Genomic DNA, 15,916 nt, shown 5'->3' with positions numbered 1-15,916 from the left:
CCTTCACCGCTTACGGCTTTACATCGGACTGGGGCTGCCCTTGGCCTGGACCATCTTGGCGAGGTTCTGGGTGACCGCCATGAAATGTGCGACACCGGTGAGTTCGGGGCCGTCGCCCACTTTGGTATCCGTGATGCCCCAGAACGCCTGGGCGTGATGGACCAGTCCGTCATCACCGAGTTCGATCACGCCGATGATGCTGAAGGTGAGTTTGGCCGGCGCGTACACCGTGACCGTGGTCGGCACCGCCACCCTGCGGCCGTCCATCGAGGTGACCGGACGGCCCGGGGTCTCGTGCACCTGGCATTCGATGGACCAGGCGATGTGTTCGCGAAGCGCGTCCTTTCCGATGAGCGGGGGCGCGCCGACCGGGTCCTCGAAGACGATGTCGTCCGAGAAGAGCTCCAATACGGCCTCGACATCACCCTCGTTCATGCGCCGCGCGTATTCCAGAGCCATCCTCTTGAGGGTCGCCTCATCGGCCATGAACGCCTCCTGTGCGGTGCCGGGGTGGTGGGGGATCAGCCGGCGATACCAATGTCCGACCTCCCCCAGAACATCTGCAATTCCTGAATGAGGCCACCGGCCCCCGCGCGCATCATCAGGACGTAGTCCCAGGTGATACGGGAGTTCTCCGGGGCGTCCGGGGCCGTCAGCCAGCCGCGCTCGGCGAAGCCGGGGCCTTTGGGCAGATAGTCCATGGTGGCCGTCACCGGCACCAGGACATGCACCCCGTCCTGCCCCGCGACCGGCTCACCGGGAATCTCGGTGATACCCGCCGCGGCGAGCTCCTCGAAATGCGCACGAAGGGCGTCCCGCCCGGTCCTGCGCCCCGATCCGACCGGATCCTCGAAGGTGACCTCGTCCGCGTAGAGTTCGAGCAGCCCGTCGATATCCGCGGCGTTCATCCGGCGGCTGTGCTCGAGAATGAGCTTCTTCCGGCTTCGCTCATCAATCACCGTGTGCCCCCATGTGCATGCTCTCCGTCGCTTTCGCTTCGGCCCAGGTCCTGGTCGATGAACTGGAAGATCTCGTCGGCCGTGGCGTCCTGAATACGGCCTGCCGCTCGGCCTTCCTCCGTCCCGCCGCCGTGCAGGGCGCCCAGTTTCGACAGCGTGGACTGAAGGCGCTTCAGCAGCGCCTCATGCGCGGTCTCGTTCTGGGCCACGGAAAGCAGCGCGCTTTCCAGCCTGTCGATTTCGCCCAGCATGGGGGGAAGCGGATCCACATCCTCGGGCGCCAATTCCGTGTGCAGATGGACGGCGAGCGCGGCCGGATTCGGGTGGTCGAAGATGAGGGTGGTGGGCAGTCGCAGCCCGGTCACGGCCGTCAGCCTGTTGCGCAGCTCGATCGCGGTGAGCGAGTCGAAGCCGAGCTCCAGGAAGCCGCGCTCGGTCTGGATCCGCCCCGGGTCGGAGTGGCCCAGCGCCGCCGCGGCATGGGTGAGGACCAGATTGAGCAGCGTACGGCGCTGCTCCGCCACCGGCAGCGCGGCCAGATGACCGGCCCAGTCGGTGTGCGGCCGGGCGGTGGCCGCCGTACGCCGGGCCGTACCGCCTCCGGTGAGCGCCCGCAGGGGAGCGGGCAGGGTGAGCGCCGGCTGACCCGACAGCGCCCGTACGTCCAGGTCGATGGCGATCAGATGGTGGTGGCCGTGGCGCACGGCGGCGTCCAGCAGCCCCAGCGCCCGCTCGCTGGACATCGCCCCGATACCCGACCGGCTCATCCTGGCCCGGTCCGTCTCCCCCAGATGCCCGGTCATCCCGCTGGCGTCCGCCCACAGGCCCCACGCCACCGAGAGCCCGGGCAGGCCGAGGGCGCGGCGCCGGGGGGCCAGGGCGTCGCAATAGGCGTTCGCAGCGGCGTAGTTGGACTGCCCGGAGGCGCCCAGCGTGCCCGCCGTGGAGGAGAACATCACGAACAGGGACAGCGGCAGCTCCGCGGTCGCGGCGTGCAGATGGGCCGCGGCTGTGGCCTTCGGGCGCCACACCCGCGCCAGCCGCTCCGGGGTCTGGGTGGTGAGAACGGCGTCGTCCAGCACCCCGGCCGCGTGGACCACACCGGTCAGCGGATGCGCGGGATCGACCCCGCCTACCAGGTCGGCCACCGCGTCCGGGTCGGTGACATCGGCCGCGATGATGTGTACCTGAGCCCCCAACTCCGTCAGCCGGTCGGTGAGTTCATCGGCTCCGGCGGCCTCGGGGCCGCTCCGGCTCACCAGCAGCAGATGCCTGACTCCCCATGTGCGCACCAGGTGTTCGGCGACCAGAGCGCCCAGGGTGCCGGTGCCGCCCGTGATCAGTACGGTGCCATCGGTGTCGATTCCGGTGGTGTCCTCCTGGTCCTGGCCGTCGACGGCGGGGCCGGGGGTGGCCCTCGCGCGGACCATCCGGGGCACCAGCACCCGTCCGTCCCGCACCGCCACTTGGGGCTCATGCGCCTCGATCGCGCGCACCACGGCCGCCACGAGGCCCTCGCGGTCCTCGTGGCTCTCGGGGCTCTCGGGGCTCTCAGCGAGGTCGAGCAGCACAAACCGGCCCGGGTTCTCCGACTGGGCGCTGCGGATCAGCCCCCATGCCCCGGCACCGGACGGGTCCAGTGTGTTGTCGTGGATGGCGTCGGCGCAATCGGTGCTCTTGCCCGTTGCCACCGCGTCACGTGTGACGACCACCAGCCGCGTGTCGGCCAACGCCGGGCGCCGCAGCCAGGACTGCACCAGCCCCAGCAACTCCTCGGTCGCCTCCAGGCCGTCCCCGTGGCCGCCCTCGGCGGCGTACGGCTGGGCCAGGACGACGGCAGGGGCGGGCTCGCCCGAGTCGACGGCCGCGATCAGCGCCTCCAGGTCAGGGTGGCACGCCACCGCATCGCCCAGGTCCGTCCGGACCGGCTCCGCCAGCCCCAGCCGGTCCTCGCCCAGCACCACCCAGCCGCCGTCGCCGACCACCGAGGCGGGGGACGGAGCGGTGGCCGGAGCGGGCAGCGGCGTCCAGTCCAGGGTGAACAGCCCGTCCACGGCACGGGTGGCCGTGCGCAGCCGGTCCGTCGCGGCCGGACGGGTGACGAGCGAGTCGACCGTCAGCACCGGGGCGCCCACTGTGTCCGCCACCGTCAGCCGCAGCGACTGCCGCTCCTCGTCCCGCGACAGCCGGACCCGTACCGTGGCCGCCTCGGTCGCCCACAGGGACACGCCGTTCCAGGCGAACGGCAACCACACCTGGCCGTCGTCCTCCTGCCCCTCGGGCCGGTCCATCAGCAGCGACGTATGCAGCGCCGCGTCCAGCAGCACCGGATGGATGCCGAATCCGTCCCGGCCTCCGGCGGCATCGGGCAGCGCCACCTCGGCGAGGACATCCCCGCCCTGGCGCCAGGCGGCCGTCAGCCCCTGGTACGCGGGGCCATAGCCGTACCCCGCCGCCATCGCCTGCTCGTAGAAGGCGCCGACGTCCAGCGGCTCCGCGCCCGGCGGCGGCCATGCCCCGCCCAGGCCCTCCACCGGCGCGGGTGCGTCGGCGGCGGGCGCGAGCACGCCCACGGCATGACACACCCACTCCGTGTCCGGGCCGGAATCGAGGGCCGGGGCGTGGCCGACGCCGTCGGGGCCGCCGGGCCGGTCGGGATGATTGGGGAGGTCGGGGCGCGAGTACATCCGCACCTCACGCCGCCCGTCCTCCGCCGCGGCACCCACTACCACCTGCACCCGCAGCCCACCGGACTCGGGCAGCGCCAGCGGAACCTGGAGCGCCAGTTCCTCCACCCCGCCGCAGCCGACCTCGTCGGCCGCCCGCAGCGCCCACTCCACCAGCATCGCGCCCGGCGCCAGCACCGCGCCCGCCACCACATGCTCGGCGAGCCAGGGATGGGACCGCGTGGAGATCCGGCCGGTGAGCACGTGAGTGCTGCCGTCGGCGAGTTCCACGGCGGCGGCGAGCAGTGGATGCCCGGCGGCCATCAGCCCCAGATCGGCCGGATCGCCACCCGGCCCGCCCTCGCCGTCCAGCCAGTACCGTTCACGCTGGAAGGCGTAGGTGGGCAGGTCGATGGTGCGGGGTGCGGGGTCGGCGGGGAACCAGCGGGTCCAGTCGACCTCGACCCCGGCGGTGAACGCCTGCGCCACCGACCGCAGCAACTGGGCGGGGCCACCGTGGTCGCGCCGCAGGGTCGGGATGGTGACCGCCTCGACCCCCGCCTCCTCGATGCTCTCCTGCATGCCGATGGTGAGGACGGGGTGGGTGCTGGCTTCGATGAATACGCGGTGGCCGTCGTCGAGGAGTGCTCGTACGGCGTCGGCGAAGCGGACCTGTTCGCGGAGGTTCTTGACCCAGTAGGCGGTGTCGAGCTCGCTGGTGTCCATGCGGGCGCCGGTGACGGTCGAGTAGAACGCCACGTGGCCCGGCACCGGCTTGACACCGGCCAGGAGTTCGTTCAACTCCTCGGCGATTTCGTCGACTTGGGCGCTGTGGGAGGCGTAGTCCACGTCGATGAGCCGGGCGAGGTGGCCTGTTTGTTCGCATGCGGTGACGGTGTGGGCGACCTGGTCCGGGGGTCCGGAGACCACCACCGATCCGGGCCCGTTGACGGCGGCCACGCCCACCCCCTCGGCGGCTTCACCGAGTTCGGTGAGGAACTCCTCGGCTTGGTTTTGGCTGAGGGTGAGGGAGGCCATGGCGCCGTGGCCGGCGAGGCGGCGGAGGGCGTGGGCGCGGAGGGCGACGATGCGGGCGCCTTCGTCGAGGGAGAGGGCTCCGGCGACGCAGGCGGCGGCGATTTCGCCTTGGCTGTGGCCGACGACGGCGGCGGAGGTGATGCCGTGGTGGTCCCATACGGCGGCCAGGGAGACCATGACGGCCCATAGGACGGGTTGGACGACGTCGACGCGGGCGAGGTCGGCGGCGTTGACTCCGCCGCGCAGGACTTCGGTCAGGGACCAGTCGACGTGGGGGGTGAGGGCCTGTTCGCATTCGGCGACGCGGGCGGCGAAGACGGGGGAGGCGTCCAGCAGCCCCGCGCCCATGCCGAGCCACTGCGAGCCCTGGCCGGGGAAGACGAGGACTGGTCCGATGCCGCCGCTGGTGGTGGTGTTGGGTTCGATGATGGTGGGGTGGGTGGTGCCGGTGGCCAGGGCGTTGAGTCCGGTGAGGAGTTCGTCGCGGTGTTCGCCGACGATGACGGCGCGGTGGTCGAAGACGGACCGGGTGGCGATCAGCGACCAGCCGACTTCCGCCGGCGATACCTCGGGGTCGGTGGCCACTCGTTCGGCCAGTGCGCGTGCCTGACCACGCAATGCCTCGGCGCCACGCCCGGACACCACCCACGGCACCACACCACCCGCCGAAACACCGTCCCCCGACGTGTCCGGCGCGGGGGCGGCCTCGGCCGGTTCGGGTTCGGGTGCCTGCTCCAGGATGAGATGGGCGTTCGTACCGGAGATCCCGAACGACGACACACCCGCACGGCGCGGCCGTCCGTCCGCCGCCCACGCGACCGGTTCGGTCAGCAGCCGCACCTCGCCCGCACCCCAGTCCACATGCGGGGTCGGCTCGTCGATATGCAGTGAGACGGGGAGCACCTCATGCCGCAGGGCCTGCACCATCTTGATGACGCTCGCCACCCCGGCGGCGGCCTGGGTGTGCCCGATGTTGGACTTGATGGAGCCCAGCCACAGCGGACGCCCCTCCGGCCGGTCCACTCCGTACGTGGCCAGCAGCGCCTGAGCCTCGATCGGATCACCCAGCGTCGTGCCCGTACCGTGTGCCTCCACCGCGTCCACCTCGGACGGCGACAGCCCCGCGTTGGCCAGTGCCTGCCGGATCACCCGCTGCTGCGACGGCCCGTTCGGCGCCGTCAGACCGTTCGACGCACCGTCCTGGTTGACCGCCGAGCCCCGGATCACCGCCAGCACCCGGCGCCCGTTGCGCCGTGCGTCCGAAAGCCGCTCCAGCAGCACCAGGCCGACGCCCTCGGAGAAGCCCGTGCCGTCGGCCGCCGCGGCGAACGCCTTGCACCGCCCGTCCGGGGAGAGCGCGCGCTGGCGCGAGAACTCGGTGAACCCACCGGGCGTGGCCATCACCGTCACCCCGCCCGCGAGGGCCAGCGAGCACTCGTCCTGCCGCAGCGCCTGACACGCCAGATGCGTGGCCACCAGTGACGATGAGCACGCCGTGTCCACCGTGACCGCGGGCCCCTCCAGGCCGAACGAGTACGACACCCGGCCCGAGACCACGCTGCCGAGGTTCCCGGTGGCCACATAGCCCGCCGAGTCGCTCGTCGTCTGGCCGATGAGCGACAGATAGTGGTACGAGTCCACCCCGGCGAACACCCCGGTGGCACTGCCGCTCAGCGCCTCCCGTGTGAGCCCCGCGCGCTCGAACGCCTCCCACGCCGTCTCCAGCAGCAGCCGCTGCTGCGGATCCATCGCCGCGGCCTCACGCGGGCTGATCCCGAAGAACTCGGCGTCGAAGTCGGCCACATCGCGCAGGAACCCGCCCTCGCGGGCGCTGCTGGTACCGGCGTGCTCGGGATCGGGGTCGTAGAGGTTCTCCAGGTCCCAGCCACGGTCCTCGGGGAACGAGGAGATGACGTCCACACCCTCGTCCACCACCCGCCACAGGTCCTCGGGGGTCGCCACGTCGCCGGGGAAGTGGCAGGCCATCCCGACGATGGCGATGGGCTCCCGGGCGCGGTCCTCGACCTCGCGCAACTGCCGCCTGGCCAGACGCAGATCGGCGGTCGCCCGCTTGAGATAGCTGCGGAGCTTCTCGTCATCCGTCATATCGCATCAACCCGATCGTCACGGCTGTCCTGATTCAGCGGTCTTGACCCAGTGGTCCTGTTCCAGTGGTCTTGGTTCATCGGAGGCCGTCGTCGGAGACGGTCAGTTCGTTGTCGAGCGCCCGGAACAACTCCTCGTCGCTGGCCGACGCCAGATCCGCCTCGGCGTCGGTGTCGGCGTCGCCTTCCGCGTCCTGCCACGGGCCGTCCGCCTTGCGCAGCAGTTCGCGCAGCCGGGCCGCGATCCGGGTCCGTTGCTCGCGGTCGGCGATCCCCCCGGTCAAGGCGGCGTCCAGGGAGTCGAGGCCGGTGAGGAGCGAGTCCGCCGACGTGGCCCCGGCCGGGGCCAGGAGCTCCTCCAGCAGCCGCACCACCGCCGTGGGCGTGGGGTGGTCGAAGACCAGCGTGGCGGGCAGCCGCAGACCGGTGGCGGCGCTCAGCCGGTTCCGCAACTCCACGGCGGTCAGCGAGTCGAAGCCCAGTTCCCGGAAGTTCTGGGTGGGGTGGACGGCATCCGCCGTGTCATGGCCCAGCACCGTCGCCGTGGCGTTGCGCACCAGCTTCAGGAGCGTCTGCTGCCGGTCCTCCCCGGACATGGCGGCGAACGCCTCCGCCGGTGCCGCCCCGCCCGAGGCGATGGCCCCGGTGGCCGCCTGCGGGGCGGCGCCGCGCACCAGGCTCCTGAAGAGGGGCGGCAGATCGTCGGCGTGGGCCTCACGCCGCATGGTGGCCAGGTCGAGCCGGATGGGCGCCAGGGTTGGCAGGCCGCTGTCGAGCGCGATGTCGAGCAGTGCGAGACCCTGTTCGGTCTCCAGCCCCACCATCCCGGCTCGTGCCAGCCGCGCCCGGTCGGCGTCCGTCATCCCCCCGGTCATCCCGGTGGCTTGGGCCCAATATCCCCAGGCCAGGGAGGTGGCGGGCAGGCCCTGGGCATGACGGTGCACGGCGAGCGCGTCCAGGAAGGCGTTGGCCGCCGCGTAGTTGCCCTGGCCCGCGGCGCCCAGCAGCCCGGCGGCCGCGGAGAACAACACGAACGCCGACAGCCCGGTGTCGCGGGTGAGCTCATGCAGATTCCACGCCGCGTCGGCCTTCGCCCGCAACACCTCATCGAGCTGGTCGGGCGTGAGCGCCTCCACCGTGGCATCGCGCAGCAGCCCGGCGGCGTGGACGACGGCGGTGAGCGGATGGCGGTCCGGAACGGTCTCCAGCAGCTTGGCCAGGGCGGCCCGGTCGGCCGCGTCACACGCCGCGATGGAGACATGTGCGCCGAGTTCGGTCAGTTCGGCCGCCAGTTCCGCGGCCCCCGGGGCGTCGGGGCCCCGACGGCTGATGAGCAGCAGCCGCCGTACGCCGTGGTGGGCCACCAGATGGCGGGCGGTGGCGGCGCCGAGGGTGCCCGTGCCACCGGTGATGAGGACCGTGCCCTCCGGATCGAGGGCGGTGGGGAGCGTCAGCACGATCTTGCCGATGTGGCGGGCCTGGCTGAAGTAGCGGAATGCCTCCGGAGCCCTGCGGATGTCCCACAACGTGGTCGGGAGCGGTTGTAGCGTCCCGTTCTCGAACAGCGTCGACAACTCGGCCAGCATCTGCTGGATACGGTCCGGACCCGCCCCGCCGACCAGGTCGAACGCGCGGTAGACGACCCCCGGATGGCGAGCGCCGACCTCCTCGGGGTCGCGGACGTCGGTCCGGCCCATGTCGATGAAGCGACCGCCGGGGGCCAGCAGCCGTAACGACGCGTCCATGAAGTCACCGGCCAGGGAATTGAGCACCACATCGACGGATCCGGCGGCGGTGCGGAAGACCTCCTCGAAGTCGAGGGTGCGCGAGGAGGCGATATGACGGTCGTCGAAACCGCGCTCCCGCAGGGCGTGCCACTTCGCGGGTCCCGCCGTGGCGAACACCTCGGCTTGCCAGTGGCGAGCCAGCTGCACGGCCGCCAGCCCCACCCCGCCGGTGGCCGCGTGCAGCAGCAGCTTCTCCCCGGCCCGCAGCCCCGCGAGATCGGCGAGACCGTAGTAGGCGGTGAGGAAGGCGGACGGTGTGGTGGCCGCCTGTGCATAGGACCACCCCGCGGGGATCCGGGTGATCATCCGGACGTCGGTGACGACCAGCGGTCCGGTGCCGTTGAACAGGCCCATGACCCGGTCGCCCACCGCGAACTCTTCGGTGCCGGGCCCCACTTCGACGACCACGCCCGCGCCGTCGCCGCCCAGTGGCCTGGGGTCCTCCACCATGCCCAGGGCCACGACGACGTCATGGAAGTTCACCCCGCCCGCCCGAAGCGCCACCCGGACCTCGCCCCGGCCCAGCGGGCGGGTGTTGTCCGGACAGTCGACCAGCGCCAGCTGGTCCAGGCTGCCGTGGCCGGTCAGCCCCAGACGCCACGTGGCCGACCCCTCCGGCGGGGCGAGCCGCTTGGCCGCGTCGTCGTGGACCAGCCGCGGTACGTACGCCACCCCGTCGCGCAGCGCCAGCTGGGGCTCGCCCGAGGCCACGGCGCCGGCCAGGGCCCGCCGCGAGTCGTCCCGTGTGTCGGGGTCGAGTCCGTCGAGGTCGAGTCCGTCGGGATCGAGTCCGTCGAGGTCGAGCAGCAGGACCCGGCCGGGGTTCTCCGACTGAGCGCTGCGCACCAGACCCCACACGGCGGAGGCGGGCAGATCGTGGACATCGTCATGGCTCTGCGGGGCGACCGCCCTACGAGTGACCACCGCCAGCCGGGTGTCGGCGAATTCGGGCGCGGCGAGGAACTCCCGCAGTACCCCGAGGGCCGCCCTGCCCAGGTCATGGGCGCGCTCCGCCGGATCGTCCCGGCCGTCGGCGGAAGAGCCGAAGAAGGCGAACACCACATCGGGGGCCGGGGACCCGTCCGCCATGGCCGCGCGCACCGCCGCGAGATCCGGGAGGTGGGAGGCGTCGGGCAGCGCGTCGGCCAGGGGACCGCCCTCCGGGCCGATCACGGCACAACGGCCCGCGGAGCCGCCCTCGGCCGGTGTCACCCGCGTCCAGACAGGCTGGAACAGCGAGTTCCTGCCCGCCGCACGCGCCCGGCCCAACTGCTCGTCCGGCACCGGGCGCAGGATCAGGTCGTCCACAACGGCCACGGCCGCGCCGGTCGGATCGGCCGCGAGCAGGGTGAGCCGGTCCGATGCCGTCGGGGTGATGCGGATCCGCAGGGTGTCCGCGCCGGTGGCGCGCAGCCGCAGACCACTCCAGGTGAACGGGAGCAGGATCCGGTGCGCGTCCTCGGAGCCGGGGGCGACGTCCAGAGCACGGGCGTGCAGCGCGGCGTCGAACAGGGCGGGATGGATGCCGTACGCGGCCGCGCCCTCGCGCTCCCCTTCGGGCAGGGCCACCTCGGCGTAGACATCGCCGTCCAGCCGCCACGCGGCGGTGAGGCCCTGGAAGGACGGTCCGTAGTGGTAGCCGTGGTCGGCGAGCTGCCGGTAGAAGTCCTCGACGGGCAGCGGTGTCGCCCCGGGAGGCGGCCAAGCCCCCTCCATAGCCGTGGAGTTGGACGCGGCGGAGGTGGCGAGCGCCCCGGTGGCATGCCGGGTCCAGGCCGCGTCGCCGGCGTCGCCCGCCGGCCGTGAATGCACCGTGATCGGACGCTCACCGGTGTGGTCGGGAGCGGCCACGGCGATCTGCACATCGACCGCCTCGCCCTGCGGAATCACCAGTGGTGCGTGCAGAGTCAGCTCCGCCACATGGTCACAGCCGGTCCGCGCGGCCGCGTGCAGGGCGAGCTCGGCGAAGGCGGTGCCCGGTAGCAGGACGGTGTCCAGCACCCGGTGGTCGTTCAGCCATGGATGAGTCCGCGGCGACAGCCGGCCGGTCAGCAGATGGGTGCCGCCCTCCGCGAGTTCCACGGCGGCGCCGAGCAGCGGATGCTCGGCGGACCCCAGCCCGAGGTCGCCCGGGTCGCCACTGTGGCCACCCCGCCCGTCCAGCCAGTACCGCCGCCGCTGGAAGGCGTAGGTGGGCAGGTCGATGGTGCGGGGTGCGGGGTCGGCGGGGAACCAGCGGGTCCAGTCGACCTCGACCCCGGCGGTGAACGCCTGCGCCACCGACCGCAGCAACTGGGCGTGGTCGCCGTGGTCCCGGCGCAGGGTCGGCACCGCGGCCGCGGGCACACCGGCTTCCTCGAAGGTCTCCTGCATGCCGATGGTGAGGACGGGGTGGGTGCTGGCTTCGATGAATACGCGGTGGCCGTCGTCGAGGAGTGCTCGTACGGCGTCGGCGAAGCGGACGCGTTCGCGGAGGTTCTTGATCCAGTACGTGGTGTCGAGCTTGCTGGTGTCCATGCGGGTGCCGGTGACGGTCGAGTAGAACGCCACCTCGGCCTGGACGGGCTCGATCCCCGACAGCAACTCCCTCAACTCGTCTGCGATTTCGTCGACTTGGGCGCTGTGGGAGGCGTAGTCCACGTCGATGAGTCGGGCGCGGTGGCCTGTTTGTTCGCATGCGGTGACGGTGTGGGCGACCTGGTTCGGGGGTCCGGAGACGACGACGGAGCCGGGTCCGTTGACGGCGGCGATGCCGACGTCGCGGGCTGGTTCGCCGAGGCTGGTGAGGAGTTCTTGGGTTTGGTGTTGGCTGAGGGTGAGGGAGGCCATGGCGCCGTGGCCGGCGAGGCGGCGGAGGGCGTGGGCGCGGAGGGCGACGATGCGGGCGCCTTCGTCGAGGGAGAGGGCTCCGGCGACGCAGGCGGCGGCGATTTCGCCTTGGCTGTGGCCGACGACGGCGGTGGGGGTGATGCCGTGGTGGTCCCATACGGCGGCCAGGGAGACCATGACGGCCCACAGAACCGGCTGGACGACGTCGACGCGGGCGAGGTCGGCGGCGTTGATTCCGCCGCGCAGGACTTCGGTCAGGGACCAGTCGACGTGGGGGGTGAGGGCTTGTTCGCATTCGGCGACGCGGGCGGCGAAGACGGGTGAGGCATCCAGCAGCCCCGCGCCCATGCCGAGCCATTGGGAGCCCTGGCCGGGGAAGACGAGGACGGGTCCGATGCCGCCGCTGGTGGTGGTGTTGGGTTCGATGATGGTGGGGTGGGTGGTGCCGGTGGCCAGGGCGTTGAGTCCGGTGAGGAGTTCGTCGCGGTGTTCGCCGACGATGACGGCGCGGTGGTCGAAGACGGACCGGGTGGCGATCAGTGACCAGCCGACTTCCGCCGGCGATACCTCGGGGTCGGTGGCCACTCGTTCGGCCAGTGCGCGTGCCTGACCACGCAGCGCCTCGGCGCCACGGCCGGACACCACCCACGGCACCACACCACCCGCCGAAACACCGTCGCCGTCGCCGTCGGTCGGCACCGTCGCGACGGATGGCGCCCCGGCGGGGGCGGGTGCCTGCTCCAGGATCAGATGGGCGTTCGTACCGGAGATCCCGAACGCGGACACACCGGCCCGGCGCGGACGCTCCCCGCGCGGCCACGCGACCGGCTCGGTCAGCAGCCGCACCGCACCCGACGCCCAGTCGGCGTGCGGCGTCGGCTCGTCGATGTGCAGCGAGGCGGGCAGCAGCTCATGCCGCATCGCCATCACCATCTTGATCACACTGGCCGCACCGGCGGCTGCCTGCGTGTGCCCCAGGTTGGACTTGATCGAGCCCAGCCACAGCGGCCGGTCCTCCGGCCTGCCCTGGCCGTACGTGGCCAGCAGCGCCTGGGCCTCGATCGGATCGCCGAGGGTGGTCCCGGTGCCGTGTCCGTCGACGGCGTCCACCTCGGCGGTGGACAGCTGCGCGTTGGCCAGGGCCTGCCGGATCACCCGCTGCTGCGACGGCCCGTTCGGAGCCGTAAGACCGTTGCTGGCCCCGTCCTGGTTGATCGCGGAACCCCGGATCACCCCGAGGACACGGCGGTTGCGGCGCTGCGCCTCACACAGACGCTCCAGGACGACCAACCCGGCGCCCTCGCCCCACCCCGTGCCATCGGCGGCCGCCGCGAACGGCTTGCAGCGGCCGTCCGGTGCCATGCCGCGCTGACGGGAGAACTCGATGAACGCGCCGGGCGTCGCCATCACGGCCACCCCACCGGCCAGCGCCAGATCGCATTCGCCGTGGCGCAGCGCCTGACACGCCAGGTGGATGGCGACCAGCGACGAGGAACACGCGGTGTCCACCGTGACCGCGGGCCCCTCCAGGCCGAGCGAGTACGCCACCCGCCCGGACACCACACTGCCGAGGTTCCCGGGGCCGACATAGCCCTCCACCTCGCTGGTGATGTCACCGATGACCGACAGATAATCATGCGAACCCACCCCGGCGAACACCCCGGTGTTGCTGCCGCCCAGCGCCGCCCGATTGAGCCCAGCGCGTTCGAACGCCTCCCACGCGGTCTCCAGCAGCAGCCGCTGCTGGGGGTCCATGGCCTGGGCCTCACGGGGGCTGATGTCGAAGAAGGCCGCGTCGAACTCGGTCGCGTCGTAACAGAATCCGCCCTGGTCCACATACGACTTCCCATAGCTTTCGGGATCCGGGTCGAACAGCTCCTCAACGCCCCAACCCCGGTCCGCGGGAAAGCCGGAGACGGCGTCCTCGCCGTCCCGCACCAGCCGCCACAGCTCCTCCGGCGACCGCACCCCGCCCGGATAGCGGCAGGCCATGCCCACGATCGCGATGGGCTCCGGCTCGGCGGACTCGGCCTCCCGCAGACGCTCACGGGTCTGGCGCAACTCGGCCGTGACCCACTTGAGGTGGTCGAGCAGCTTCTCTTCGTTCGACATCTAGCGGAGGCTCCTTGGCGCGTCGCGGAGGATGGGGGTCATCGGGCTCACGACTTTCCGAGCTCGTCGGACTTCCCGAACTCGTCGGAGATGAGGTCGAAGATGTCTTCTGCCGTCGCCGTCTCGAGATCGCTGTGGGCCGCGGAACGCTCCGTTTCCCGTTCCGTGTCGCTCCACTTGGCCAGCAGCAGCCGCAGCCGCCCGGTGATCCGGCGACGGGCCGCCTCGTCCACCGCCGATGGCTCCGAGACCGAGTCCCACCGGTCGAGCTCCGAGAGCAGATGTCCCTCGGAGGTCAGCTGCCCCTCGACGAGCCGCTCGCGCAGATAGTCGGCCAGCTCCTTGGGGGTGGGGTGGTCGAAGACGAGGGTGGGCGGAAGGTCGAGCCCGGTGGCGGCGGAGAGCCGGTGCCCGAATTCGACGGCCGTGAGGGAGTCGAACCCCAGCTCCTGGAACGGCTGGGCGGGTGGGACCGCGTCGATGCTCGGATGGCCGAGGATCGCGGCGGCGTGCGTCTGGATGTGATGGAGCAGAAGCTGATGCTGCTGGGCGGGGGAGCCGGTGGTCAGCTGCCGCTGAAGCGAGCCGCTCAACGTCACGTCGGCGTCCGGGGTGGCATCGGCGCCCGGCGACGCGGTGGCGGCCAGGTCGGACAGCAGCGGGCTGGGCCGCTGCGCGGTGAAACCGGCCGGGAACCTCTCCCAGTCGATGTCCGCGATGGTGATCGTGGTGTCGGCGTGGTCCAGGGCGTGCTGGAGCGAGGCGATGGCGAGATCGGTGTCCAGGGGACGCATCCCGCGCCGGCGGTAGTAGTCGATGACGGCCTCGTCGGCGGCCATGCCCGCATCGCTCCACGGCGCCCAGGCGAGGCTGGTGGCGGGCAGGCCACGGGCGCGGCGGTGCTCGGCGAGGGCGTCCAGATAGGCGTTGGCGGCGGCGTACGAGGGCTGTCGGCTACCGCCCCACGCGGCCGCGCCGGACGAGAAGAGCACAAAGGCGCTGAGGTCGAGGTCTCGGGTGAGCTCATGGAGATGGGCGGCCGCGAGCGCCTTGGGCCGCAGCACCGCCGCGATCCCCGGAAGGTCCAGCTCGGCGAGCGGGGTGTTCTCCGCGAGCCCGGCGGCGTGGACGACGGCGGTAAGGGGGTGTTCGGCGGGGATGGTGCCGAGGAGATGCCGGAGTGCGGTGCGGTCGGCCACGTCGCAGGCCGTGATGGTGACGTCCGTGCCCAACACGGTGAGTTCTTGGGCGAGTTGGGTGGCGCCGGGGGCGTCGGGGCCGGAGCGGCTGACGAGGTGGATGCGGGGTGCGCCTTGGCGGGCGAGCCAGCGGGCCACATGGGCGCCAAGACCGCCGGTGCCGCCGGTGATCAGAGTCGTACCGGCGGGGCGCCACGCGGTGGGCGCGGTGTCCGGGCAGGCGGCGCGCTCCAGCCGGCGGGCCAGGGCGGTGGCGCGGATCGCCACCTGGTCCTCGGGCTGACCGGGCGCCAGTACGGCGGCGATACGGGCGGGGGTACGGGCGTCCACGTCGGCCGGGAGGTCGATGAGACCGCCCCAGAGGTGGGGGTGCTCCAGCGCCGCGACCCGGCCCATACCCCAGATCTGAGCCTGGTGCGGGTGGGGGAGCGGATCGGTGGCGGTGGCGGCCACCGCACCCTGGGTGACGCACCACAGGGGCGCGATCGGCGGCGTCTTGCCGAGGGCCTGGACAACGGCGGCCGTGGCGGCCAGCCCGGCGGGGACGGACGGGTGATCGGGGTGCGGCGTCTGGTCGAGCGCGAGCAGACTCAGAATGCCCTCGGGTGTGCTGCCGTCGGGGAGATGTGAGAGCAGTGGGGCGAGGGCGTCACGTCGGGCCTCCGCGCCATCGAGCGACAGGACTTCATGGGCCGCGCCATGGGCGTCCAGCGCCTGGACGGTGGCGTGGACGGCCGGGTGCTCCTCCAGCCCGCAGGGCACGAGCAGCAGCCAGGTTCCGCTGAGCGCCGGCGCGGCGGCGGGGTCCGGCAGCTGCTTCCACGCGATGCGATAGCGCCAGGAGTCGATGGTGGACCGTTCGCGGTGCCGACGCCGCCAGGTCGACAGTACGGGGAGCGCGGGCAGCAGCGCGTCGACGCCGGGGCCGTCCTTGTCCAGCTGGAGTGTGCTGGTGAGGGCATCGACGTCGAGCTCCTCGATGGCGTCCCAGAGCCTGGCCTCGGCCGGGTGGTGGCCGTTGAGACGGCCGTCGGCGCGCGGGGCGGGCGGGGCGAGCCAGTAGTGCTGGTGGTGGAAGGCGTAGGTGGGGAGGTCGATGGTGCGGGGGGTGGGGGTGGCGGGGTACCAGCTGGTCCAGTCGATGGTGGTGCCGTGGGTGTGGAGTTGGGCGAGGGTGTGGGTGAGGGCGTGGGTGTCGGGTTGTTTGTGGGTGAGGGTGGA

General features: G+C 72.2%; 5 protein-coding genes. All 5 read right to left on the bottom strand.

Annotated features, from left to right (window positions below):
• Positions 1 to 18: 18 nt before the first annotated feature.
• Complete coding sequence (locus ACT2CW_RS05270; protein WP_137981537.1) at positions 19 to 486, bottom strand: nuclear transport factor 2 family protein; 468 nt, start codon at positions 484 to 486, stop codon at positions 19 to 21.
• A 35-nt stretch (positions 487 to 521) separates the two neighbouring features.
• A complete protein-coding gene (locus tag ACT2CW_RS05265; protein WP_199335961.1) occupies positions 522 to 908 on the bottom strand; it encodes a nuclear transport factor 2 family protein in 387 nt (128 codons plus the stop codon).
• A gap of 47 nt (positions 909 to 955) precedes the next feature.
• A complete protein-coding gene (locus ACT2CW_RS05260) occupies positions 956 to 6,769 on the bottom strand; it encodes a type I polyketide synthase (protein ID WP_445515699.1) in 5,814 nt (1,937 codons plus the stop codon).
• A gap of 76 nt (positions 6,770 to 6,845) precedes the next feature.
• Positions 6,846 to 13,496 (bottom strand): SDR family NAD(P)-dependent oxidoreductase, encoded by a 6,651-nt coding sequence (locus ACT2CW_RS05255; RefSeq protein ID WP_445515698.1) that lies wholly within the window; start codon positions 13,494 to 13,496, stop codon positions 6,846 to 6,848.
• A 47-nt stretch (positions 13,497 to 13,543) separates the two neighbouring features.
• Positions 13,544 to 15,916: SDR family NAD(P)-dependent oxidoreductase (locus tag ACT2CW_RS05250; RefSeq protein WP_445515697.1), on the bottom strand; the 2,373-nt coding region annotated here is incomplete at its 5' end.

The sequence above is a fragment of the Streptomyces sp. NEAU-174 genome (assembly GCF_052665095.1).
Note: the sequence above shows the minus strand (reverse complement) of the source record. Positions and strands in the feature narration are given on the sequence as shown.

Coding starts and splice junctions, on each gene's coding strand:
- ACT2CW_RS05270 (WP_137981537.1), bottom strand. CDS start 486: ATGGCCGATGAGGCGACCCTCAAGAGGATGGCTCTGGAATACGCGCGG.
- ACT2CW_RS05260 (WP_445515699.1), bottom strand. CDS start 6,769: ATGACGGATGACGAGAAGCTCCGCAGCTATCTCAAGCGGGCGACCGCC.
- ACT2CW_RS05265 (WP_199335961.1), bottom strand. CDS start 908: ATGAACGCCGCGGATATCGACGGGCTGCTCGAACTCTACGCGGACGAG.
- ACT2CW_RS05255 (WP_445515698.1), bottom strand. CDS start 13,496: ATGTCGAACGAAGAGAAGCTGCTCGACCACCTCAAGTGGGTCACGGCC.